Annotated in this window: 22 protein-coding genes; 9 read left to right on the forward strand and 13 right to left on the reverse strand. The window is 69.6% G+C overall.

Annotation, left to right across the window (positions count from 1 at the left end):
• Positions 1-238: 238 nt before the first annotated feature.
• Together glnA and ACYCO6_RS26975 are read left to right on the forward strand one after the other, a co-directional pair.
• The gene (glnA, locus tag ACYCO6_RS26970; RefSeq protein WP_459765051.1) at positions 239-1,648 is read left to right on the forward strand and encodes a type I glutamate--ammonia ligase; all 1,410 of its coding nucleotides are present in this window, start codon (positions 239-241) and stop codon (positions 1,646-1,648) included.
• A 374-nt stretch (positions 1,649-2,022) separates the two neighbouring features.
• Positions 2,023-2,661 carry a VOC family protein gene (locus tag ACYCO6_RS26975; protein ID WP_459773752.1) on the forward strand — a complete coding sequence of 213 codons (639 nt, stop codon included), beginning with the start codon at positions 2,023-2,025 and terminating at the stop codon, positions 2,659-2,661.
• Positions 2,662-2,829: 168 nt separating this feature from the next.
• Here the strand turns inward: ACYCO6_RS26975 and ACYCO6_RS26980 are convergent, their stop codons facing one another.
• A complete protein-coding gene (locus ACYCO6_RS26980) occupies positions 2,830-3,453 on the reverse strand; it encodes a ribonuclease D (protein WP_459765053.1) in 624 nt (207 codons plus the stop codon).
• Between the two features lie 98 nt (positions 3,454-3,551).
• On the opposite strand from ACYCO6_RS26980, the gene ACYCO6_RS26985 reads away from it, so the two are divergent.
• Positions 3,552-3,980, forward strand: a complete 429-nt coding sequence (locus ACYCO6_RS26985; RefSeq protein ID WP_459765055.1) for a cupin domain-containing protein — start codon at positions 3,552-3,554, stop codon at positions 3,978-3,980.
• On the opposite strand, the gene yddG is transcribed toward ACYCO6_RS26985, so the two are convergent.
• Positions 3,977-4,891, reverse strand: a complete 915-nt coding sequence (gene yddG, locus ACYCO6_RS26990) for an aromatic amino acid exporter YddG (protein WP_459765057.1) — start codon at positions 4,889-4,891, stop codon at positions 3,977-3,979. The two genes, ACYCO6_RS26985 and yddG, sit on opposite strands and share 4 nt — an antisense overlap.
• Positions 4,892-4,991: 100 nt before the next feature.
• Between yddG and ACYCO6_RS26995 the strand changes: the two genes are divergently transcribed.
• Positions 4,992-6,218 (forward strand): glycerophosphodiester phosphodiesterase family protein, encoded by a 1,227-nt coding sequence (locus tag ACYCO6_RS26995; RefSeq protein WP_459765059.1) that lies wholly within the window; start codon positions 4,992-4,994, stop codon positions 6,216-6,218.
• A 221-nt stretch (positions 6,219-6,439) separates the two neighbouring features.
• Here ACYCO6_RS26995 and ACYCO6_RS27000 read toward each other — a convergent pair whose 3' ends face one another.
• The 4 genes from ACYCO6_RS27000 to ACYCO6_RS27015 form a co-directional block, all read right to left on the reverse strand.
• The gene (locus ACYCO6_RS27000; RefSeq protein WP_459765061.1) at positions 6,440-6,679 is read right to left on the reverse strand and encodes a hypothetical protein; all 240 of its coding nucleotides are present in this window, start codon (positions 6,677-6,679) and stop codon (positions 6,440-6,442) included.
• Between the two features lie 22 nt (positions 6,680-6,701).
• Positions 6,702-6,995, reverse strand: coding sequence for a hypothetical protein (locus tag ACYCO6_RS27005; protein ID WP_459765063.1), 294 nt, complete (start codon positions 6,993-6,995; stop codon positions 6,702-6,704).
• A 580-nt stretch (positions 6,996-7,575) separates the two neighbouring features.
• Positions 7,576-8,304, reverse strand: coding sequence for an acetoacetyl-CoA reductase (gene phbB, locus ACYCO6_RS27010; RefSeq protein WP_459765065.1), 729 nt, complete (start codon positions 8,302-8,304; stop codon positions 7,576-7,578).
• Between the two features lie 115 nt (positions 8,305-8,419).
• Positions 8,420-9,604 (reverse strand): acetyl-CoA C-acetyltransferase, encoded by a 1,185-nt coding sequence (locus ACYCO6_RS27015; protein ID WP_459765067.1) that lies wholly within the window; start codon positions 9,602-9,604, stop codon positions 8,420-8,422.
• Positions 9,605-9,929: 325 nt separating this feature from the next.
• On the opposite strand from ACYCO6_RS27015, the gene phaR reads away from it, so the two are divergent.
• Positions 9,930-10,520, forward strand: a complete 591-nt coding sequence (gene phaR, locus ACYCO6_RS27020; protein WP_459765069.1) for a polyhydroxyalkanoate synthesis repressor PhaR — start codon at positions 9,930-9,932, stop codon at positions 10,518-10,520.
• Positions 10,521-10,753: 233 nt separating this feature from the next.
• On the forward strand, positions 10,754-10,933 hold the full coding sequence (locus ACYCO6_RS27025; protein WP_459765071.1) for a hypothetical protein: 180 nt from the start codon (positions 10,754-10,756) through the stop codon (positions 10,931-10,933).
• An 80-nt stretch (positions 10,934-11,013) separates the two neighbouring features.
• Here ACYCO6_RS27025 and rpmF read toward each other — a convergent pair whose 3' ends face one another.
• A complete protein-coding gene (gene rpmF, locus ACYCO6_RS27030) occupies positions 11,014-11,202 on the reverse strand; it encodes a 50S ribosomal protein L32 (RefSeq protein WP_003601373.1) in 189 nt (62 codons plus the stop codon).
• A 226-nt stretch (positions 11,203-11,428) separates the two neighbouring features.
• On the opposite strand from rpmF, the gene ACYCO6_RS27035 reads away from it, so the two are divergent.
• Positions 11,429-11,794, forward strand: coding sequence for a helix-hairpin-helix domain-containing protein (locus ACYCO6_RS27035; protein WP_459765075.1), 366 nt, complete (start codon positions 11,429-11,431; stop codon positions 11,792-11,794).
• A gap of 4 nt (positions 11,795-11,798) precedes the next feature.
• Here ACYCO6_RS27035 and ACYCO6_RS27040 read toward each other — a convergent pair whose 3' ends face one another.
• Positions 11,799-12,434: a hypothetical protein gene (locus ACYCO6_RS27040; RefSeq protein ID WP_459765077.1), complete on the reverse strand. Its 636-nt coding sequence runs from the start codon at positions 12,432-12,434 to the stop codon at positions 11,799-11,801.
• Positions 12,431-12,733, reverse strand: a complete 303-nt coding sequence (locus ACYCO6_RS27045; RefSeq protein WP_459765079.1) for a hypothetical protein — start codon at positions 12,731-12,733, stop codon at positions 12,431-12,433. The genes ACYCO6_RS27040 and ACYCO6_RS27045 overlap by 4 nt, the downstream gene beginning before the upstream one ends.
• Before the next feature lie 382 nt (positions 12,734-13,115).
• Here ACYCO6_RS27045 and ACYCO6_RS27050 point away from each other — a divergent pair, with 382 nt between their 5' ends.
• The gene (locus tag ACYCO6_RS27050) at positions 13,116-15,995 is read left to right on the forward strand and encodes a phosphoenolpyruvate carboxylase (RefSeq protein WP_459765081.1); all 2,880 of its coding nucleotides are present in this window, start codon (positions 13,116-13,118) and stop codon (positions 15,993-15,995) included.
• A gap of 245 nt (positions 15,996-16,240) precedes the next feature.
• Here the strand turns inward: ACYCO6_RS27050 and ACYCO6_RS27055 are convergent, their stop codons facing one another.
• The 4 genes from ACYCO6_RS27055 to ACYCO6_RS27070 all read right to left on the reverse strand — a co-directional run bounded on the left by ACYCO6_RS27055 (position 16,241) and on the right by ACYCO6_RS27070 (position 20,209).
• The gene (locus ACYCO6_RS27055; protein ID WP_459765083.1) at positions 16,241-16,627 is read right to left on the reverse strand and encodes a response regulator; all 387 of its coding nucleotides are present in this window, start codon (positions 16,625-16,627) and stop codon (positions 16,241-16,243) included.
• 68 nt (positions 16,628-16,695) lie between these two features.
• Positions 16,696-18,576 carry a PAS domain S-box protein gene (locus tag ACYCO6_RS27060; protein ID WP_459765085.1) on the reverse strand — a complete coding sequence of 627 codons (1,881 nt, stop codon included), beginning with the start codon at positions 18,574-18,576 and terminating at the stop codon, positions 16,696-16,698.
• A gap of 191 nt (positions 18,577-18,767) precedes the next feature.
• Positions 18,768-19,226: an NfeD family protein gene (locus ACYCO6_RS27065; protein ID WP_459765087.1), complete on the reverse strand. Its 459-nt coding sequence runs from the start codon at positions 19,224-19,226 to the stop codon at positions 18,768-18,770.
• 5 nt (positions 19,227-19,231) lie between these two features.
• Positions 19,232-20,209, reverse strand: a complete 978-nt coding sequence (locus ACYCO6_RS27070) for an SPFH domain-containing protein (RefSeq protein ID WP_459765089.1) — start codon at positions 20,207-20,209, stop codon at positions 19,232-19,234.
• Positions 20,210-20,579: 370 nt separating this feature from the next.
• Between ACYCO6_RS27070 and ACYCO6_RS27075 the strand changes: the two genes are divergently transcribed.
• Positions 20,580-21,674, forward strand: a complete 1,095-nt coding sequence (locus ACYCO6_RS27075) for a glycosyltransferase (protein ID WP_459765091.1) — start codon at positions 20,580-20,582, stop codon at positions 21,672-21,674.

The following is a 21,674-nucleotide window of genomic DNA, read 5'->3' on the forward strand; positions in this document are numbered from 1 at the left end:
AGCGTGCCACATTGGCTATTGCCGCGGGACAACGGTGCCCTAGAAGCGGTTTTTCGCGATCACGGTTTCGAGATCGCGCGGGATCGTAGATCGATCGTTCCAACCGAAAGCCGATTCCGTGACCCTGCGGGTGGCAAGGTACGCCCGTGACGGATATCAAGCCCCGCTTGCCGGCGCACGCGCTCGGGTGCGGGTACGCCACGAGAGACGATTCAGAGATCCCTGGAGGATGCCCACGATGACCACCGCGGCCGAGGTGCTGAAGACGATCCGGGACAACGACGTGCGCTACGTGGACTTCCGGTTCACCGACCCGCGCGGCAAGTGGCAGCACGTGACGTTTGACGTGTCGCTCATCGACGAGGAGATCTTCGACGAGGGCACCATGTTCGACGGCTCCTCGATCGCCGGCTGGAAGGCGATCAACGAGTCCGACATGCTGCTGATGCCGGACCCGGTAACCGCCACCCTGGACCCGTTCTTCTCCGCCGCGACCATGTCGATCGTCTGCGACGTGCTGGAGCCGGCGACCGGCGAGCCCTACGGCCGCGATCCCCGCGGCACCGCCAAGCGCGCCGAGGCCTACCTGCAGCAGACCGGGATCGGCGACACGATCTATGTCGGCCCCGAGGCCGAATTCTTCGTGTTCGACGACGTGAAGTTCGCGGCCGACCCCTACCGCACCGGCTTCGAGCTCGACTCCACCGAGCTGCCGACCAACGGCTTCACCGATTACGAGGGCGGCAATCTCGGCCACCGCGTGCAGACCAAGGGCGGCTACTTCCCCGTTCCGCCGCAGGACTCGGCCCAGGACATGCGCGGCGAGATGCTCGCGGCCATGCAATCCATGGGCGTGAAGGTCGAGAAGCACCACCACGAGGTGGCCTCGGCCCAGCACGAGCTCGGGATGAAGTTCGACACGCTGACCCTGCTCGCCGACCATATGCAGATCTACAAGTACTGCATCCACAACGTCGCGCAGAGCTACGGCAAGACCGCGACCTTCATGCCCAAGCCCGTCTACGGCGATAACGGCTCGGGGATGCACGTCCACCAGTCGATCTGGAAGGACGGCAAGCCGATCTTCGCCGGCGACAAATATGCCGGCCTCTCGCAGGAGTGCCTCTGGTACATCGGCGGCATCATCAAGCACGCCAAGGCGCTCAACGCCTTCACCAACCCGTCGACCAACTCGTACAAGCGCCTGGTGCCGGGCTACGAGGCGCCGGTGCTGCTCGCCTACTCGGCGCGCAACCGCTCGGCTTCCTGCCGTATCCCGTGGACCAAGAGCCCGAAGGCCAAGCGCGTCGAGGTCCGCTTCCCCGACCCGATGGCGAACCCCTACCTGGCGTTCTCGGCGCTGCTGATGGCCGGCCTCGACGGCATCCGCAACAAGATCGACCCGGGCCCGGCCATGGACAAGGACCTGTACGAGCTGCCCCCGCGGGAGTTGAAGAAGATCCCGACCGTGTGCGGCAGCTTGCGCGAGGCGCTCACCAGCCTCGACAAGGACCGGGCCTTCCTCAAGGAAGGCGGCGTGTTCACGGACGACCAGATCGACTCGTTCATCGAGCTGAAGATGACCGAGGTGCTGCGCTACGAGATGACCCCGCACCCGATCGAGTTCGTGCACTACTACTCGCTGTGATGTGAATGGGCCGGGCGCGACGCCCGGCCCCACGCTCTTGTCGGCCGGGGCCTCTCACGGGGCGCCGGCCATTTTTTTGCCGACAGCGCCGAATCTTGGCCATTCGCGAAGGCGGCGGTGATCGAAAGGCCTGTGCGCGGCGCCCGGACAAGTCCGTTTGACGCCGGATCTCCCAGTCTCACCCTCATCCTGAGGCGCCGCAGCGGAGCGGAGGCCTCGAAGGAGGGCTCCAGGGGTCAGCACGATTTCTGGAGAGCTCCTTCGGGGCGGCTCCACCGCACCTCAGGATGAGGAAGTGAGTGGGAGATGCGTACCACTTCGATCTTCGGCGCACCGCGTTCGCCAGCTCGAACAGCCCCTTGAAGGCCGCCCGGATGCTCACCCTCGACCACCTCGTCATCGTCGCGCCCGATCTCGCGGAGGGCGTGGCCCATGTCCGGGACTGCCTGGGTCTCACCATGCCGGAGGGCGGGCGCCATCGCGAGATGGGCACACGCAATCATCTGCTCCGCCTCGGCGCGTCCCTCTTCCTAGAGGTGATCGCCGTCGATCCGGAGGCGGCGCCCCCTTCTCGCGCCCGGTGGTTCGGCCTCGATGACGCGGCGCAGGTGCGGGCCGATTGGGAGGCGGGCCGGCGACTGCGCGGCTTCGTCGCCCGCACCGGCGACCTCGACTCCGTGCTCGCCGCCCGTGGCGCGCTGCTCGGCGCGGCTGCCACGATGACCCGGGGCGACCTATCGTGGCGCTTCGCCCTGCGCCCGGAGGGAGCTTGGCCGGCGGACGGCGCCGCGCCCTGCGTGATGGATTGGGGACCGCGCGGGAACCCCGCCGTGACGATGCCGGACCTCGGCGCGCATCTCGAGGGGATCGTCCTGACGCATCCGGATCCGGATGCCGTGACTGCACTCCACGCGGCGCTTGGCCTCACCGACCCGCCGCACTGCGTCCGCGGCGCTGGTCCGCGCTGGACCGCGCGGATCACGACGCCGTTTGGCCCCCGGACGCTGACTTGAACGGGCGACGGACCCTCCTCGCCGGCCTGATCGGGTGAGTGACCGGCGAGGAGGGTCAGGCCGGGACTTGGAAGCCCCGACGCGGCCAACTTAGCAGCGGCGTTTCGCGGTGCGGTGGCAGGAAAGGCTCACCTCGCGCGAGAAGCGCCCCTGGCGTCGGTGAAACGCTCACGTATGGGCGAAGATGTCAGTCTCGGGCCAGCCGTCGAGATCGAGACGAGCGCGGGTCGGCAGGAAGGCGAAGCAGGCGGCCGCGAGATCGGTGCGGCCCTCGCGCGCCAGCATCGCGTCGAGTCGCTCGCGGGCGGCGTGAAGATGGAGCACGTCGGAGGCCGCGTAGTCGAGCTGCGCCTGCGACAGACTCTCGGCGCCCCAGTCGGAGGATTGCTGCTGCTTGGACAGGTCGACGCCCACGAGCTCGCGCACCACGTCCTTGAGCCCGTGGCGGTCGGTGTAGGTGCGGGCGAGCTTGGAGGCGATCTTGGTGCAGTAGACCGGTGCCGGCATCACCCCGAAGGCCTTGAACAGGACCGCCACGTCGAACCGGGCGAAGTGGAAGATCTTCAGCACGCCCGGATCGCCGAGGACGCGCTTGAGCACGGCGGGCTCCGGGCCACCTTGCGGGATCTGGACCACGTCGGCGGTGCCGTCACCCGTGGAGATCTGCACCACGCAGAGTCGGTCCCGGTGCGGGTTGAGGCCGAGCGTCTCGGTGTCGATGGCCACGGCCCGGCCCGGATCGTAATCGGCGGGCAGGTCGCCGCGGTGGAGGCGTACGGTCGGGCTCGGCATGTTTTTCGGACCTTCAGGGTTTTCGGCCGGTACCATCGGTGCCAAGTGCCGGCAAGCGGCGGGCAATTCGCGCTGAGTCGTGGTACGGAGAGGCGGACATGACAGCGGCCGAGGTGATCGCGACCCTGGGGCTGAAACCGCATCCGGAGGGCGGCTATTACCGCGAGACGTTCCGCGATCCGCGCACCGTCGAGGGCCGCTCGGTCGGGACCGCGATCTACTTCCTGCTGGATCTCGGCGAGGTCTCGGCCTGGCACCGGGTCGACGCCACCGAGATCTGGCACTGGCATGCGGGCGCGCCGCTGGTGATCACCACGAGCCCGAACGGGCACGACGCCGAAGCCCGGCATCTCGGGCCGGACCTCGCCGCCGGCCAGCGCCCGCAATGCGTGGTGCCGGCCGGCCATTGGCAGACCGCCACCAGCCTGGGCGCCTGGACCCTCGTGGGCTGCACGGTCTCGCCGGGCTTCGACTTCGCGGGCTTCGAGATGGCGCCCCCCGACTGGCGGCCGACGCCCCGGGGCTAGACCCCGCCCGGCGCGGCGCGCGAGGCCCGCACCGCAGCGAGCGCCCCGGACACGATGAGCAGGCAGGCCAGCGCCAGGGCGGGGCCGGGGTTGGCATAGCCCGCGGCCACCAGGATCAGCGTCGAGAGCACCGGCGCCGCGTAGGCGGTGGCTCCGAGCAGCCGGACATCGCCGCGCTTGCAGCCTATGTCCCAGAGATAGAAGGCGGCTCCGACCGGTCCGAGGCCGAGCAGGGCCACCGCGCCCCACTGCACCGCGCTGGCCGGCCAGATCGTCGCCTCGAACACCAGGTGGCAGGCGAGGCTGAGCGCGGCCGTGACAAGGCAGAACCCCGCGACGGCGTCGGTCGGCACCTGTCCGACCCGGGCCGAGAGCACGGAGTAGCTCGCCCAGACGAAGGCCGCCGCCAGGGACGCCGCGTAGCCCGGCAGCGCCCCCGCGGCGAAGCCGAGCTCACCCCGGCCCGCGAACAGCGCCGCGACGCCCGTGAGGCCGAGGGCCGCGCCGGCGAGATGCCCCGCGCGCAGGCCGCCCGCTCCGGGCAGGCGTGCCGAGAACAGGACGATCAGCAGCGGCCAGAGGTAGTTGATCAGCCCGGCCTCGGCCGGCGGCGCGAGGCGCAGGGCGCTGAAGTAGAGCGCGTGATAGCCGAACAGGCCGCCGACCCCGAGCAGCCAGACCTGCCAGGGCTGGCGGAGCGCGCGGGCGCGGGCCGGCCGGGCGATCCAGGACAGGCAGCCGCAGAGGCCGCCGACGAGGAAGGTCATCGCGGCGAGCTGGAACGGCGGCACCGCGCCGGAGGCCGCGGTGAACAGGGCGAGCAACGACCAAAGCAGGATCGCGCCGAAGCCCGCGAACGTGGCGGCTGAGCGTGGCGTGCGGCGAGTCAGGGACGGTGCGGCTTCGCTCATGGCCCCGCGGCTATCACGCGGCTCCCGATTGGGCGAGACGTGCGTTCACGTGCCTGTCACGGTGGCCCCCTACCGGCAGCCCGAGACGAGGAGGTCCGCGATGCGTGCGATCCTGGCGGGGCTGGCGCTGATCCTGGCGGGCGCCCCGGCGCTGGCGGGCGATCTTGCGCAGCTCGGGCCGCGGCCGTTCTACCTCGTCGACCAGCTCAAGCCCGGGCCGCTGAAGGAGCGGCTCGCTGCCTGCGGGATCGACCGCCCCTACACGCCGCGGACCTTCTCGATCTCGCACCGGGGGGCACCCCTGATGTTCCCTGAACATACTCGGGAGGGGCTGATCGCCGCCGGCCGCATGGGTGCCGGGATCATCGAGTGCGACGTGGCCTTCACCAAGGACCGCCAGCTCGTCTGCCGCCACAGCCAGTGCGACCTGCACACGACCACCGACATCCTGGCCCGGCCGGAGCTCGCCGCCAAGTGCAGCCAGGGCTTCCATCCGGCCGACCCGGCCACCGGGCGCAAGGCCTCGGCCAAGTGCTGCACCAGCGACCTGACGCTGGACGAGTTCACGTCGCTCCAGGGCAAGATGGACGCGGCCGACCCGGACGCCACCACGGTCGCCGCCTACATGAATGCCACGCCCCGCTGGCGCACGGACCTCTACGCCACCACCGGCACGCTGATGTCCCACAGGGACTACATCGCGCTGGTGAAGGGGATGGGCCGCAAGTTCACCCCGGAGTTGAAGGCCCCGCAGGTCGCGATGCCGTTCGAGGGGACCTACACGCAGGACATGTACGCCCAGCAGCTCATCGACGAGTACAGGCAGGCGGGCATTCCGGCCTCGGACGTCTACCCGCAGAGCTTCCAGTTGCGGGACATCCTGTACTGGCTGGAGAAGGACCCGGATTTCGGCCGGCAGGCGATCTTCCTCGACGACCGCGACGAGACCACCACGGGCTTCGACCCGGAGAAGCCGGCGACCTGGACCCCCGGGATGGCGGAACTCGCCGGCAAAGGCGTGCGGATCCTGGCGCCGCCCCTGTGGATGCTGGTCCGGCCGGGCCCGGAGGGCGCCATCGAGCCCTCGACCTACGCCCGGGAGGCGAAGAAGGCCGGGCTCGGCCTGATCGCCTGGTCGCTGGAGCGCTCGGGGCCGCTGAAGGATGGCGGCGGCTACTACTATCAGTCGATCAAGCCGGTCGTGACCGGGGATGGCGACATCCTGCGGCTGCTCGACGTGCTGCACGGGCAGGTCGGCGTGCTGGGCGTCTTCTCCGACTGGCCGGCGACGACAACCTTCTATGCGAACTGCGTTGGAGCGCCGTAGGTCCGACGCTCAATCGGCCCACAGAGCCACCAGCGAGAAGAGGCCCGCGATCGCGAGGTTGACGATGAGGATGCCGGTAAGGATCAGGGCGAGGGTCATGGTGGCCTCGGGGGCGGAGCAGTAAGCCAGGGACGGAATCGTGGAGCGGTCAGATCTTCGCGGACCTGCGCCGTCCGGGGCGGCCCCGCGGATCCACCGCGCGGGCCGTGCAAGGCGTCGCCTCAGGGCGGGCTGATCACCCGGACGAGATCCGCCAAGTAGTCGACGTTCAGCGGCTTCCAGTCGAGCCAGCGCCGGATCAGGCAGTAGCTCGCGCAGAGCAGGGTGGCGCTGGCGATGACGGCCAGCATGAACCACGCGATGTCGCCGGTCCCGAACCCGACTGCGACACTGAACAGGGCCGTCGTCACGAAGATGATCTTGCTCGGATCGTCCGGGCCGCGCGTCGTCACGTCAGACATGGGGCATCTCCCTCGATCCGGGTCAGCGGGCGCGGCAGTTGGCGCCGTACCAAGTCATGGTCCGGCGACCCATGCCGCCGTCCGACGAGGCCCCGCAGACGGGGAAGCGCGGATCGCCGCTGCGCTGCAGGCTCATCATCTTGTCGAGGTCGTGCCGCGCCTCGCGGCGGCGGTTCTGCTCGGCGACTTGGGCCTGCCAGTCCAGGTCGCGGTTGGCCTGCGCGGCGGCGCGCTCCTGATGCAGCCCCATCATGCACTCGGCAAAGCCGTCGGTGCCGGGCACGAACCCGAAGGCGTAGCACTGGTTCTGATCCATCGCGTGCCGCTCCTGCGGCGTGACGCAGGCCGCCAGCCCCAAGGCGCAGGCCGCCGCGACGCCGAGCTTGGCGAGCGCCCGAAGCCGGCGCGGCCGCGCAACGTCCTGCGAAGAAGAACCCCGGCACCGATAACAGGATGAACGCAGAATTTACCGTAGAACCCGTTGCTCATGATGCGCGCGGCCTTGTTCTGTCCGCGCGAACATCCGCAACGCGACAGAACGAGACCTATACGAGGCCGCTCGAATTGTTCGTGTTTCAGAGCACGCGCGCGATTGCGTCGACCGCTGCCCGCAATGCCCGTTTTCCCGCGGCACTGAGGAGTGCGCGCCCGGAGAGGATTTCGTCATGGTTGTCTGGACGAGCGGGCGAGGCGCGGGCGAGGCGCGGGCGCGCGGCACCCGTGCGGCGGAGAGCGACCGCGGAGGAAAGCCCCGCCGCAAGGTCGGCCTCCGTCATCCCGGGGCCGCACCGCGGCGCCCGGCATAGTGGGCGATACTGTTATCGCGACAGGAAGAACGCCGCACCTGAGGGCATCGCGCGGGCGCGCCGGCCTGAACCCGGCGCGCCCGGTGGCGATCAGACGAAGTGCTGGCCGCCGTTGATGGTCAGCGTCGAGCCGTTCACGAAACCGGCCTCGTCGCTGGCGAGGTACTCGACCGCGTGCGCGATCTCGCTGGCCTCGCCGAGACGGCCGGTCGGGATCGTGGCGATGATCTTGTTGCGGATCTCCTCCGGCACCGCCATCACCATCTCGGTGGCGATGTAGCCCGGCGCGATCACGTTCACCGTGATGCCCTTCGAGGCGCTCTCCTGCGCCAGCGCCTTGGCGAAGCCGATCACGCCGGCCTTGGCGGCCGAGTAGTTCGTCTGACCGGCCTGGCCCTTCTGGCCGTTGATCGACGAGATGATGATGATGCGCCCGAAGCCGCGCGAGCGCATGCCCTCGATCAGCGGACGCGTGCAGGTGAACATCGAATCGAGGTTGGTCTTGATGACCGCCTGCCACTTGTCGAAGGTCATCTTGTGGAAGGCGCCGTCGCGGGTGATGCCGGCATTGTTGACCAGCACCTCGATCGGCCCGAGCTCGGCCTCGACGGCCTTGATTCCGGCCTCGCAGCTCGCGAGATCGCCCACGTCGAACTTGAAGACCGGGATGCCGGTCTCGGCCTTGAAGGCGTTGGCCGCCTCGTCGTTGCCGCCGTAATTGGCGGCGACCCGATAGCCCTTATCCTTGAGCCGCTTCGAGATCGCCGCGCCGATGCCGCGGGTGCCGCCCGTCACGAGGGCGACGCGTCCTTGAGCCATAGTTTCCTCCTGTTCGCATCGACTTGATGCCGCGTGCGGATGGCGTCCGCACGCGATTTTTTCTGACTTCGGCCTTAAGTCTATGTTGTGAGCCGATACTGACGTTACAGAACGATCAGGTCCGCTCGACACACATCGCGACACCCATGCCGCCGCCGATGCAGAGCGTCGCGAGCCCCTTCTTGGCGTCGCGCCGCTTCATCTCGTGCAGCAGGGTGACGAGGACGCGGGCTCCCGAGGCGCCGATCGGGTGACCGATGGCGATGGCGCCGCCATTGACGTTCACCTTGGCGTCGTCCCAGCCCATGTCCTTGTTCACCGCCAGCGCCTGGGCCGCGAACGCCTCGTTGGCCTCGATCAGGTCGAGATCGGCGGGCTTCCAGCCGGCCTTCTCCAGCGCCTTGCGGGAGGCCGGGATCGGGCCGGTGCCCATCACCTTCGGGTCGACGCCCGCGGTCGCCCAGGACTTGATCTTGGCGAGCGGGGTCAGGCCGCGGCGCTCGGCCTCCGAGGCCGACATCAGCACCAGGGCGGCGGCACCGTCGTTGAGGCCCGACGCGTTGGCGGCCGTGACCGTACCGTCCTTGGTGAAGGCGGGCTTCAGCTTGGCCATCGCCTCCATGGTGGCGCCGTCGCGGATGTACTCGTCGGTGTCGACGACCGTGTCGCCCTTCCGGCCCGGGACCGTGACGGGGACGATCTCGTCCTTGAAACGGCCCTCCTTGCGGGCGGCCTCGGCCTTGTTCTGCGAGCGGGTGGCGAACTGGTCCTGCTGCTCGCGGGTGAGCTGGAAGGCCTGGGCCACGTTCTCGGCGGTCTGGCCCATGTGGTAGCCGTTGAAGGCGTCCCAAAGCCCGTCCTTGATCATGGTATCGACGAGCTTGACGTCGCCCATCTTCTGGCCGCCGCGCAGGTACTGCGCGTGGGGCGAGAGCGACATGGATTCCTGACCACCGGCCACGATGATCTTGGCGTCGCCGTTGGCGATCTGCTGCATGCCGATGGCGACGGTGCGCAGGCCCGAGCCGCAGACCTGGTTGAGGCCCCAGGCGGTAGCCTTCTCGGGGATGCCGGCCTTGATCGCGGCCTGCCGGGCGGGGTTCTGGCCGGCGCCCGCGGTAAGCACTTGGCCGAAGATCACCTCGTCCACCTCGTCGGGCGAGACCTTGGCGCGCTCCAGAGCGGCCTTGATCGCGGTGGCGCCGAGTTCGTGGGCCGGCACCGCCCCGAAGGCGCCGCCGAACGAGCCGACTGGCGTGCGCGCGGCCCCGACGATGACGATCTCTTCGCTGCCTGCCATGTGAACGTTCTCCTCTCGCGAGCCGGCGCGCCTTCCTCGTCCCGGGCGCGCTCTCTGTCGGTCTTGGGATGAAGGGCGCCGGATCGGCGAAGTCAAGGTTGCGCAGCGAAGTGCGAAAACACGCCGATGACGCGCCCGCGAGACTGAAATGGCTTCGCCCGTGGCGATCGCCTGCATTATTCTGCGTTGAAGAGCTGCAGTTTGCTGTTTTCTGCGCCCTTGGAAGGCTTTAAGGATCGTGTTGCGGGCGCGAAGACGATCCCCGCCGGGTTGCACTGCGCGCCTGCAACGCCCCTAGGTCCCGAGTCCAGAAAGGCCGTTCCCGATGGCGGATACCGTCAAGGCCACCCAGACCGTCATCAAGAAGTACGCCAACCGGCGCCTCTACCATACTGGCACCTCGACCTACGTGACGCTGGAAGACCTCGCCACGATGGTCCAGAACGGCGAGGACTTCGTCGTCTACGACGCGCGCACGGGCGACGACATCACCCGCTCGGTGCTCACGCAGATCATCTTCGAGCAGGAGAACAAGGCCGGCGCGGAGAACCTGCTGCCGGTGGCGTTCCTGCGCCAGCTGATCCGCTTCTACGGCGACAGCATGCGCACGATGGTGCCGAGCTTCCTGGAATTCTCCATGGCGAATTTCGCCAAGGATCAGGACGGCCTGCGCGAGAAGTTCGCCCAGAGCTTCGGCCCGGCCGCGTTCCAGAACGCGATCGAGCAGCAGGTGCGCACGAACATGAGCTTCTTCGGCGACGCCATGAAAATGTTCACGGGATTCGCACCGCCCGCCACCGGGCCGCAGACTCCGGCGGCGCCCACGCCGACGACCTATGCCGGCGGCGAGCTGGACGACCTCAAGCGACAGATGCTGGAGATGCAGCAGCGCCTGGAGGCGCTTGCAAAGAAATAATCATCGGCCGGTGCGACCGAATTGGCGGTTGACGATTAGTAAACGCCGGCCTCACTTTTGCGACACCGGCACGGAAACGTGCATCAGGTGCTGCAATGGTGCGAATCGGAACAGGCGACCGTCTCGGCCCGGCACAGGTGAGGCCCGCCCGGCCTACGCAGGATGCGGCCGAGCACGCGCTTCCGGAATCCGGGAAACCGCCGGCTCGCGCGCTGACGGTGATCGAGGGAGGCTTGTCCGGCACGCGCCGCGACGATGAAGCCACGCCGGAAAGGCCGGCCGCAGGTCGTCCCCGCGCCGGCTTCGTCGTGCAACTGCTCACGGCCCACGATCTGACGCTGCTTCCGTCGCGCCTGGAACGGACGCGGATAGCCGCGGCCTCCTACGCGGAGAGCGCGCGACGCCTCGGCTGACGCGACCGCGTCGCAGAGCGGCACCAGCGATATCGGATATCGTGAAGGGAGGCGGCGCCGCAGCGCCGCCGTCACCGGGCTCAGGCCTCGGCGGACTTGACCTTGAGAACCTGACGGCCGCGGTACATGCCGGTCTTCAGGTCGATATGGTGCGGACGGCGCAGCTCGCCCGAGTCCTTGTCCTCCACATAGGTCGGCGCCTTGAGGGCATCGGCCGAGCGGCGCATGCCGCGACGGGAGGGGGAAGTCTTTCGCTTCGGAACGGCCATGGCTGTGATCCTTCGTGACGCCGCGGACAAAGCGGCGCGCGGGCGGCTCCTCGATCGAGGATCGCCTCGCACACCGCGGGATACGGATGAGGGCGCGCTTATAGCCTCGCCCCCCGCCGATGGCTAGAGGCGCCGGACCACAACCGTTAAGCGTGGGTTCAAGCGCAGCAGGTCAGGCAGAGGGCGACGGTGCCGCGAAGCGGGCCGTGCCTCTCGGGAGAACGCCATGGCTTCCTCCACCAAGACCCTCGCCCTCCTCGCCCTGCTATCGAGCCTCGTCGCGGCTCCCGCCCTGGCCCAGGCGCCTGCGCCGCAGACGCCCAGCACCGCGGCACCATCCGCGCCCGCCAAGCCCATGGCGCCGAGCGCCCCCGTCGCGGGTTCGCCGAACGCTGCCAAGGGGGCTCTGATCGATCTCAACAGCGCCAGCGCCGAGGAACTCGACGCGCTGCCCGGAATCGGCGCGGCCCGCGCCGCCGCGATCATCAAGGGCCGGCCCTATCGCGGCAAGGACGATCTGGTCTCCAAGAAGATCATCCCGAAAAACGTCTACGACGGCATCAAGGACAAGGTCATCGCCAAGCAGAAGTAGGCTCCTACTCGGCGATCGCGCCCTGGGGCATCGAGAAGCCCGGAGGGGCCTTCTCGGCCGCGGCCTTCGGCGCCGCGCGCCGGGCGGGGGATTTCTTCCGGGCCTCGACCTTCGGCGGAGCCTTCACGGCGGGCGGCTCCTCGCAGGCCCGGAATGTGAGCTGCGCCATCGGCGTGCCCTCCTCCGAGACGATGGCGATCGGATCGGGAAAGGTCGGCAGGGCCGGCTGCCAGCGAATCGGGCCGCCGAGCATCGCCTCGACACCGGCAGGGGCGCCGCCGCGCCGCAGGGTGGTGAAGTCCGGCCCGTAGGCGGTGGCCACCTTGCCGGCGATCACGACCTGAAGAACCTCGTTCACCTCCGGCGTCAGCGGCCTGAGCGGGTTCGTCGTCCGCACCTGCCCGGCCCGGGTGATCACCATCTTGAACCCCTTGCCGCTTTCGAAGCGCGCGGCCCGTGCGCCGCAGGGCTGCCCGAGGGTGGGGCCGGCGGCCGGCGTGAGCGAATCCTGCGCGAGCGCCGGGGCGGGCGCGCTCTGGACCGGGGGCTGCTGGGGCGCGGCCGCCGGAGCCGCATGCCCGGCCGAGAGGCAGACCGGCACGGCAAGCAGGCCGGCCGCGCCCCGAGCGAACAGCCTCATCGTCCGGACCCCGGCCGGTCACGATGCGGCGGCTCAATCCGCCCCGTCCTGTCGAGGGCTCTGATCGGTTCCAATTCAGTTGCTTCCAGGTCGAGTACGTGCGGGTCGAGCACCTGCGCCGTCCGGTCGATCGGGCTTTTGCGCGGGCCGATCGGGCCGAGCAACATCTCCGCATCCTCCGCGTCGAGTTCGGAGCCCATGCGGAGGGGCTCGCGCCGACCCCGGGCCGCCATCGCGGCGACGGCAATGCCGGCTATGGCGAAAGCCAGTACAGCCAGGATGATCAGCAGGCGCTCCATCAGGCTTGAAGCTCTAACCCGCGCCGAGGGGCGTCGTCACCCCGTCACGCGCGGAACGCTGCCTCTGTGCGCGATTGGACCGAATCGATAGTGCATCGAGGACGGGCCGGGCGAGCCCAGGCTGGACAATGGGCGGAGGCTCGCGCCATCCGCAGGCAGCTCTGGCAGCGATACAGGCGGGCATCGATGCAGGCCTGCATGTCCGGGTTTATTGTCTCGAGCATGCGACCCCGCGCGAGCCTCCCCGGCCGATGCATCCGGCGGGCTCGGGATCGTGACCGCGCCTGCCCACCGACGCTCGCGGACCGAGTCCGCGCGGAACGCTCCTTGCGTGGGCCTGGGGACCGGGTAGATGCGGGCAGACCGGAGCCGGAACCGACCGATGCAGCATGAGCCGAGCCGCGAGCCCGAGGAATTGGAGGAGCACCTCCTCGGCCTGATCGAGGCGGCGCGGGACCAAGCCCGGGAGGACCCCTTCCGGAATCCCGTCCTGGCCGTGACCCTCGCGATCACCCGCCGGTTCGACCGGAACGAGATCTCCACGGGCGACCTCGACGGCCTGTTCGCGCGGCTGCGCGCGGCGGCCCTCGCGGCGCGGGCGGAGCGGCTGCGGGCCTATGTCGGCCTCGAGGCCGGACCGGCTCATCCCGACGCGGCGATCCCGGCGCGCCTCGTGGCGGCGGTTCCCGACCGTCCGGAGAGCTTCGAGGCCTTCGCGGCGTTCATCCACCGGACCGCCTTCGCGGTGGTATTCACGGCTCATCCCACCTTCGGCATGCCCCGTGCGGTGGCGAGCCTGCTCGCCGAGGCGGCGAGCCTGCCCGACGAGGCGGTCCGCGCCAGCCTGATCGAGCGCGCGGCCGCGCTCTCCACCCGGCCGGACGTGCCGATCACCCTGGATGTCGAGTTCGAGCAGGCCTGCGTGGCGGCCAATAACGGCCGGCTCGCCCTCGACGCATTCAACGGCGCGCTGCTCGATGCGGCCCGCGGCCGCTGGCCCGACCGCTGGACCGAGCTGACGCCCCGCCCCTTCGCCATCGCCAGCTGGGTCGGCTGCGACACCGACGGGCGCACCGATATCGGCTGGTGGGACACCCTGCGCTACCGGCTGATCTCCAAGCGCATGCAGTTCGACCGGGTGATGCGCGAACTGCCCGACATCGCCGCCTGCCGCGAGGTTCGTGCCCTGGCGGACGGTGCGCTGGCTGCGGTGAACCGCCAGCTCGCCGTCGCGCCCCGCCTCGGCGACAAGCCGTCCCTCGAATCGGTACACCGGTTCGCCCTGGCGCTCATCATCGAGCGCGAGCGCGCCCAGACCGATGCCGGCGCCCTGTTGGCCGGATTGACCGCGGCGCTGGAGGCCGCTGGGAACGACGCCGACAAGCGGCGCATCGCGATCCTGCGCGCGGGCGTGGCGACGCACGGCCTCTCGAACGCCCTCCCGCATTTCCGGCTGAACGCAAGCCAGATCCACAACGCGGTACGCCGCGTCGTCGACCTGGAGGGCGAGCCCACGGATTCGGCACGGCGCCGCTCGCATCTTGCCAGCGTCCACGCGCTCCTGAACGACGTGCGCCCGGTGGCGGTGGATTTTGGGGCGCTGGCCGCCGAGCGGGCCTCGGCCGCCCGGCTGATGATGACGATCGCCCAGATCCTCAAGCACGTCGACGGCACCCATCCGGTGCGCTTCCTGATCGCCGAGACCGAGACCGGCTACACCCTCCTCGCCGCCCTCTGGCTGGCGCGCCATTACGGCATCGCCGACAAGCTGGAGATCACGCCGCTGTTCGAGACGGCGAGCGCCCTGGAACAGGGCATCCGCGTGCTCGACGACGCCCTGCGCAACCCGCACTGGCGCCAGTATCTCAAGCGCATCGGCCGGCTCACCGTGCAGTTCGGCTACTCGGATTCCGGCCGCTATGTCGGGCAGCTCGCCGCGACCTTCTGGATCGAGCGGCTGCGGCTGCGGATCACCGAGATGCTGGTCCAGAACGGCCTGTCGGACGTGGAGCTGGCGATCTTCGACACGCACGGCGAATCGATCGGGCGCGGCGCCCATCCGACGTCGCTGCGCGACCGCCTCGCCTACCTGGCGCCCGAGGATGCCCGGGACCGCGCCCGTAAGGCCGGCATCCGGGTCCGTCTCGAATCGAGCTTCCAGGGCACGGACGGCTACCTGCTCTACGGCACGGCGGCGCTGGCGGCGGCGAGCGTCGCGCGCATCGCCGAGCACGTCTACGCCCTCGACGTCGCGGAGGACGACACGTTCTCGGACTATGCCCTCAATGACAGCGAGAAGGGTACCGACGCCCAGGACGACCCGATCTACTCCGAGCCGGACTTCGCCCTCGAGTTCTTCACCGCGGCCCGCCAGGACATGGAGGCTCTGGTGGACGATCCGGGCTACGCCGCGCTGCTGGGCACCTTCGGACCGAGCCTGATCGACCGGACCGGCTCGCGTCCCGTGGCGCGCCAGACCGACAATGGCGGTCCGGCCCGCATCACCCATCCGCGCCAGATGCGCGCGATACCCAACAACGCCATCCTGCACCAGCTCGGCTTCCTGGCGAATTCCCTGCACGGGATCGGCCGCGCCGCCCAGCGCGGCCCCGACCTGTTCCGCGACATGCGCCGCGATTCGGTGCGGTTCTCCCGCGCCTTCCGGCTGGTGCAGCACGCCGCCTCGGTGGGGGACCTCGACGTGCTGCGCGCCTATATCGATACCCTCGATCCGGCCGTGTGGCTGGAACGGGCGCGGCGGACGCAGAAGGACTTCCGCCGGGACGAACTCGTCGTGATCGCGGGCGCCCTCGAGCGCCTCGATCTCGCCCCGTCGCTCCGGAGCCTGTTCGGACGGCTGACCCGCGACTGGCTCGCCCTGACGGCAGCTGCCCCGGACCTCCAGGGCATGTCGGCGCGGCTGACGCTGCTTCACGCGCTGCGCCTCGCTCTGATCCACCGGATCTGGTTCCTGGCCGTCCATATTCCGGGCTTCCGGCCGCAGGCCGGCATCTCCCGCGAGCAGCTCCTCGAGCGTTTCCTGCGCCTCGACATCGACGGCTGCCTGACGCTGCTGGACGAGATCTTCCCGATCACCCCCGACCCGACGCTGGGCCTCAATTTCGGCGAGCCGGCGGGTCCGCGCGATGTCGGCACCTACGAGGCCGAGCATGCCAACCTGTTCCAGCCGATCCGCCGGATGTTCGAGCAAGCCCGCGAGATCTCCGGGATGATCCAGCACGAGGTCGGGGCGTTCGGCTGACGGGCGCCACGGGTTGAGGAGCGACGCCGCCCCCGACCTGCCCTGAGACCGCGAAGGCAGAACGGGACCATGCGCGAGACTGGTCCCGTTTGAACGGCTCGGTCAGCGTGATCTGTCGGTCATCGCGAGCCCCGCGACGCGCTGCGGTGCGGCCCTGGATCGTCGCAACTGCCGCCGCTGACCCGCTTCGCAGCGCTCGCAGGAACGACGGGCCGCGCGTCCGGAGGCCCCGGCCGGCAGGCGCGTCAGGGCCTGCCTGATACGAGCGACTCGATTGCGCGGAGCAGTTCCGGGGCGATGATCGGCTTATCCAGGCGCGGTCGATTGCCGTAGCCCGGGTCGTTCCGGACCCGGACTTCGCCCGTGGCGAACAGGAACGGCACGCCCAAGGCGCCGAGCCGATCGGCGACGGGGTAGACCGTCTCGCCCGCGCCAAGGTTGATATCCAGAACCGCCGCATCGAGAGCGCTCTCGTCCTCGATCAAGTCGAGAGCCTGCTCCACGCTCGGCACCGGTCCGACCACCTCGATGCCTGCCTCTTGCAGCCATCGATTCAGCTCCATGGCGATGATGTACTCGTCCTCGACCACGAGCACACGACGACCCGCCAGCAGCCCTGCATCGTCAGGCATGGAGCCTCTCATGCGTCCGCCGAGCCATTTATTCTGGCAGATCGGCCGGCACGCCGCGCTTATCCATGTCAGGTAAGCGGCAATTCGATCCGGCAGCGCACGCCGTCCTGGCTCACCTCATACGCAGTCCTGGCCCGCAGCGCGTAGGACAGCGCGTTCTCGATCAGCTCGCGCCCGTAGCCGCGCCGCCTCGTCGCATCGGGTGGAACATCGACCCCGCTCTCGACCCAGTCGAGAACCAGGCGCGCGTGGTTTCGCGCGTCGCGCACGGTGACCCAGGACACGGCAAGGCGTCCCACGCCGCCCTTCAGGGCGCCGTACTTCACCGCGTTGGTCGTCAGTTCGTGCAGCGCCAGCGCGAAGTTCTGAACCTGGCGCGCCGTGAGGTGCGTCTTCGGGCCGGTCACGACCACCTTCGGCGGCTTGATCTCCCCGTGCGCCGCCAGCTCCATACGCACCAATGCACCGACCTCGACCGTGTCGCTGCCGAACTGGCTGAGCAGCCCCTGGGCGCGGCTGAGGGCCTTCAGGCGCGTCTCGAACGCCGCGACGGAGCCGCCCTGCCTCAGCGTTCGATTGGCGACCGCCGTGATCACCCCAAGCAGGTTGCGCGAGCGATGCTGAAGTTCGTTGATCAGCACGTCCTGCCGCTGCTGCGCTCTCTTCACCGCGGTGAAATCCGTCGCGATGCCGCCGATGCGCTGAACGCGGCCCGCCGCGTCGAACAGCGGAAAACTGGTATTCTCGATCCACCGCTCCTCCCCGTCGACGGGCCGCCGGATGCGGAACGCGCAGGTGACCGGCTCGCCGGCCCGCACGGAGCGGATCGCGTCCAGCACACGGTCGCGGTCCTCGGGCAGGACCAGCTTGATCCAGCCCCGCATACCGTCGCCTTCCTGCACGTAGCCGGGCGGAACGCCGTAGACCCGCTCGAAGGCAGGCCCGACATACTCGAAGCGCAGGGTCTCGGCGTCCCGGATCCAAACCGCGGCCGAGGCGGCTTCCGCGAACTGCCGGAAGCGCGCCTCGCTCGCGCGGAGCGCCTCCTCTGTCTCACGTCGCCGGGTGACGTCCTGGCCGATCTTGAGGAAGCATTGCACGGCGCCGCGCTCGTCGTGCAGAGCCGTGGTCGAACCTTCAATGAAGATGCGCGAGCCATCCTTGTGGAGGTGCCAGCGCACATTCGGAGCCGAGCCCTCACGCCGTGCGATGTCGGTCTCCTTCTTGTCCTCACCCGCCGCGCGATCCTCCGGCGTGAACAGAAAGCTGCCGGGGCGCCCGACGATCTCCTCGGGCCGCCAGCCGAACACGGAAACGGCGCCCGGCAGCCAGTCGGTGATGCGATCCTGCGGGTCCGCGATGTAGATGGCGTAGTCGAGCGCGCGCTCGACGACGAGGCGGAAGCGATCCTCGCTCGCGCGCAGGTCATGCACCTTGTGGAGCCGGTCGATCACCGGGCCCAGGACGATGGCGTAGGTGCGCAGGAACTCGGTATCCGCCTCGGTGAAGTCGCGCGGCTCCGTGGCGTCCACCTGGAGAAGCCCGTAAGGCTTCTTGCCGGGCAGAAAAATCGGCACGTTGGCGAGCGCGACGACGCCGGCTTCCTTCATGAAGGCGGGGGCCTCGAAGCGCGTCTCCTTGCCGATATCCTGCGTGATGACGGGCCTGCCTGCCTTGATGGAATACGTCTCGGAGGAGCACTCGCTCATCGGCAGGCGGAGGCCGACGACGGGGCGGTCCCATCCCACGCCGGCCCGCACGAGCAGGCACCGACCGCCGTCCTGGATCTCGAGAACCTTCGAGCGGTACGTGCCGAGTGCCTCGCCCACGAGGCGGCAGGCTTCGGCACACACTTCGTCGAGGCTCTGGCTCTGGAGCGCGAACTCGCCGAAATCGGCCAGCACCCGCTGCCGCCTCAGCATGTCCGCGATGCGCTCGCGATCGGACATCGGCTTGCCTGCGCTACGCACGAGTCCGTAGCCATCTGCGTGATGGAGCACTGCGCTGTGGATCAGATGCAGGCAATCCGTCGGGCGCCGAGAAGGATCCGTCTCCCGGGTTCGCAGTCCGGTGGCTGACCGAGGGATGGCCGGCGAATAACCGTGGGCCATGCCCGAGCGCGCATCACGGCGCGAACGCCTCAGGCCGCCTCCACCCGGAGCACCGTGCCGCTGATCCCGATGACCCGCACCCGTCTGCCCGCCGGCAGGTCGGGGCCGGTGACCCGCCAGAGGGTATCGTCGAAGCGGACGCGGCCGGTGCCCTCCACGATCGGCGCTTCGAGGACAGCCTCGCGCCCGATCAGGCCGCGGTCGGCGCGGTTGAGGCCGGATCCCTGCCGCGCGGCGCGGCGCCGTTGAAGAGCGGTGGCGACCCCCGCCAGGATGACCGCGAGCGCCGCGAACAGCAGGGTCTGCCCCTGCCAGGGCAACGGGAACGCGGCGGTGACGAGCCCGGTGGCGAGCGCCGCCAGCCCGAGCCAGATCAGGAAGATGCCCGGCACTAGGATCTCGGCGGCCGCCAGCACGAGGCCGCCGATCACCCAGCTCCAGGCGGCCCCAAGCGCCTCGAAGGCCTGCTGAATGGCGGCGAGCGTCACGGACGTCAGGTCCGCGGCGGGGTGACGTTGGGCGGCGTTCCGGCGCGCCGCAGGGGCGCGGCCTCGCCGAACACGGTGCGGGTCAGCTCGCCGATTCCGCCGAGGGTACCGGCCAGGGCCGCCGCCTCGATCGGCACCACGACGACCCGCTGATTGGGCGCCGTGGCGATCGCCCGGACCGCATCGACATACTTCTCCGCCACCAGGAAGTTGGCGGCCGCGATGTCGCCCTCGGCGATGGCCCGGCTGACCATCCCGGTCGCCGCCGCCTCGGCCTCGGCGGAGCGCTCGCGCGCCTCCGCGTCGCGGAAGGCGGCCTCGCGCCGGCCTTCCGCCTCCAGGATCGCCGATTGCTTCCGCCCCTCCGCCCGCAGGATCTCGGCGGCGCGCTGCCCCTCCGCCTCCAGGATGGACGCGCGCTTCTCGCGCTCGGCCTTCATCTGGCGAGCCATGGCCCCGGCGAGGTCCGCCGGGAGCACGATGTCCTTGATCTCGATCCGGTTGATCTTGACGCCCCAGGGCGAGGCCGCCGCATCCATCACCCGGAGCAGGCGCTCGTTGATCTCGTCGCGGTGGGCGAGGAGCTGGTCGAGGTCCATGGAGCCGACCACCGTGCGGATGTTGGTCATCGTCAGGGTCGTAGCGGCGAGATCGAGATTCGAGACCTCGTAGGAGGCCCGCGCCGCATCGAGCACTTGGTAGAACACCACCGCGTCGATGGTCACGCCGGCATTGTCGCGCGTGAAGGCCTGCTGGCTCGGCACGTCGATGACCTGCTCCATCACGTTGACCCGTCGGCCGACGCGGTCGACGAAGGGGGTGATCAGGCCGAGCCCGGCGTCGAGGCTGCGGGCGTAGCGGCCGAAGCGCTCCACCGTGTAGACGTAGCCCTGCGGAACGATCTTCACCCCCGCCGCCAGAGTGATGACCGCGAGAGCCGCCACGCCGACCGCGAACACACTCAGCCCGACTGGAAGATCCATCGACACCCCCTCCTCCGCCGCGCACGCAGACCGGCGGGCGGCCTGACCGGCAGCGTATCAGCTGACCCGGAGACCCGCGACCGCGCCGCCGAGCGCGTCGGGCGCCGCCCGGTGCGGTCCACAGCCACGTTTCGCCCGGTTCGGACGAGCCCGCGGCTGAACGGGTGCCCCACCGGCTCGATCATCATCGGTTCAGGCGGCTGAGCTTAGGAAGCGGTCAGCGTCGCGCTCGTCGTCGCTCCGGCGTCGCCTGTGAAACGCTTGTTGAAGAAACAATCGGCATGATATCGGCCACCCTCGCCGCGGAATGAAGTCCTTTCGCGCCGCTGCGGGCGGCAGAAATCCCCATTCAACCGGATTCGGTGCGCGCGTGAAGATCGCTGTCCTCGCACATCTGAAATACCCGATCGGCCAGCCCTATGCCGGCGGCTTGGAGATGCACACGCATCTCCTCACCGTCGCGCTCAAGCGGCACGGGCACGATGTGACCCTATTCGCCAGCCGCGGGTCGGATCCCGCGCTCGATCCGGTGATGCTCTGCGAGCCGACCGGGGACGCCCTCCTGGATCCGGAACGCGAGGAGGCGATCGACCGGGCAGAGGAGGACGCCTACCGGCGGATGATGGAGATGGTCGCGGCCGGCGGCTTCGATCTCGTGCACAATAATTCTCTGCATGCCTTGCCCCTCCGGGAGAGCGCCCGGCTCGGGCTTCCCTGGGTGACGGTGCTGCACACGCCCCCGTTCGACTCCCTGGTCAGCGGCGTCGTCCGGGCCGATCCCGACATGGCGTTCCTGGCGGTCTCGCCGTCCCTGGCGCAGGAATGGGCGCATCTCGTACCAAGCGCCCAGGTGGTCGATAACGGCGTCGATCTCTCGACGTTCGCGTTCTCCGAGCAGGCCGACGATCCGCCCTTCGCCTTCTGGTCCGGTCGTATCGTACCCGAGAAGGGGCTGCACCTCGCCATCGACGCCGCCCGCGCCGCCGGGCTGCCGCTGACCTTCGCGGGACCGCAGCTCAACCCCGGATACTGGGCCACCGAGATCGCCCCGCGGCTCGGGCCGGACCTGACGCATCTCGGGCATCTCTCCCACCGCGATCTCGCCCATCATCTCGGCCGGGCCCGGGTGGCGATCGTCTCACCGCGCTGGGAGGAGCCCTTCGGTCTCGTGGTCGCCGAGGCGCTCGCCTGCGGCACGCCGGTGGCCGCCTTCCGCCGGGGCGCGATGCCCGATATCCTCGACGCGCAATGCGGCCGCCTCGCGCGTCCGGACGATTCGCAGGATTTGTCGGTGGCGATCCGCGAGGCTGCAGGCCTGTCGCGCCGCGCCTGCCGCGCGCGGGCCGAGGCGCTCTACGATGCCGCCGCGATGACCGACCGCTACCTGGAAGCCTACGAGTCCGTGATAGCCCGCTGCGCCGAGCGGGCGCGGCCGGCGCTCCGCGTCGCCGGGGGGCGAGCCTGA

This window comes from Methylobacterium sp. CM6257, from assembly GCF_054611515.1.

Excerpts from the sequence above, each read along its gene's own strand:
- glnA (WP_459765051.1), top strand. The coding sequence starts at position 239 with ATGACCACCGCGGCCGAGGTGCTGAAGACGATCCGGGACAACGACGTG.
- ACYCO6_RS26975 (WP_459773752.1), top strand. The coding sequence starts at position 2,023 with ATGCTCACCCTCGACCACCTCGTCATCGTCGCGCCCGATCTCGCGGAG.
- ACYCO6_RS26980 (WP_459765053.1), bottom strand. The coding sequence starts at position 3,453 with ATGCCGAGCCCGACCGTACGCCTCCACCGCGGCGACCTGCCCGCCGAT.
- ACYCO6_RS26985 (WP_459765055.1), top strand. The coding sequence starts at position 3,552 with ATGACAGCGGCCGAGGTGATCGCGACCCTGGGGCTGAAACCGCATCCG.
- yddG (WP_459765057.1), bottom strand. The coding sequence starts at position 4,891 with ATGAGCGAAGCCGCACCGTCCCTGACTCGCCGCACGCCACGCTCAGCC.
- ACYCO6_RS26995 (WP_459765059.1), top strand. The coding sequence starts at position 4,992 with ATGCGTGCGATCCTGGCGGGGCTGGCGCTGATCCTGGCGGGCGCCCCG.
- ACYCO6_RS27000 (WP_459765061.1), bottom strand. The coding sequence starts at position 6,679 with ATGTCTGACGTGACGACGCGCGGCCCGGACGATCCGAGCAAGATCATC.
- ACYCO6_RS27005 (WP_459765063.1), bottom strand. The coding sequence starts at position 6,995 with ATGGATCAGAACCAGTGCTACGCCTTCGGGTTCGTGCCCGGCACCGAC.
- phbB (WP_459765065.1), bottom strand. The coding sequence starts at position 8,304 with ATGGCTCAAGGACGCGTCGCCCTCGTGACGGGCGGCACCCGCGGCATC.
- ACYCO6_RS27015 (WP_459765067.1), bottom strand. The coding sequence starts at position 9,604 with ATGGCAGGCAGCGAAGAGATCGTCATCGTCGGGGCCGCGCGCACGCCA.
- phaR (WP_459765069.1), top strand. The coding sequence starts at position 9,930 with ATGGCGGATACCGTCAAGGCCACCCAGACCGTCATCAAGAAGTACGCC.
- rpmF (WP_003601373.1), bottom strand. The coding sequence starts at position 11,202 with ATGGCCGTTCCGAAGCGAAAGACTTCCCCCTCCCGTCGCGGCATGCGC.
- ACYCO6_RS27035 (WP_459765075.1), top strand. The coding sequence starts at position 11,429 with ATGGCTTCCTCCACCAAGACCCTCGCCCTCCTCGCCCTGCTATCGAGC.
- ACYCO6_RS27040 (WP_459765077.1), bottom strand. The coding sequence starts at position 12,434 with ATGAGGCTGTTCGCTCGGGGCGCGGCCGGCCTGCTTGCCGTGCCGGTC.
- ACYCO6_RS27045 (WP_459765079.1), bottom strand. The coding sequence starts at position 12,733 with ATGGAGCGCCTGCTGATCATCCTGGCTGTACTGGCTTTCGCCATAGCC.
- ACYCO6_RS27050 (WP_459765081.1), top strand. The coding sequence starts at position 13,116 with ATGCAGCATGAGCCGAGCCGCGAGCCCGAGGAATTGGAGGAGCACCTC.
- ACYCO6_RS27055 (WP_459765083.1), bottom strand. The coding sequence starts at position 16,627 with ATGCCTGACGATGCAGGGCTGCTGGCGGGTCGTCGTGTGCTCGTGGTC.
- ACYCO6_RS27060 (WP_459765085.1), bottom strand. The coding sequence starts at position 18,576 with ATGTCCGATCGCGAGCGCATCGCGGACATGCTGAGGCGGCAGCGGGTG.
- ACYCO6_RS27070 (WP_459765089.1), bottom strand. The coding sequence starts at position 20,209 with ATGGATCTTCCAGTCGGGCTGAGTGTGTTCGCGGTCGGCGTGGCGGCT.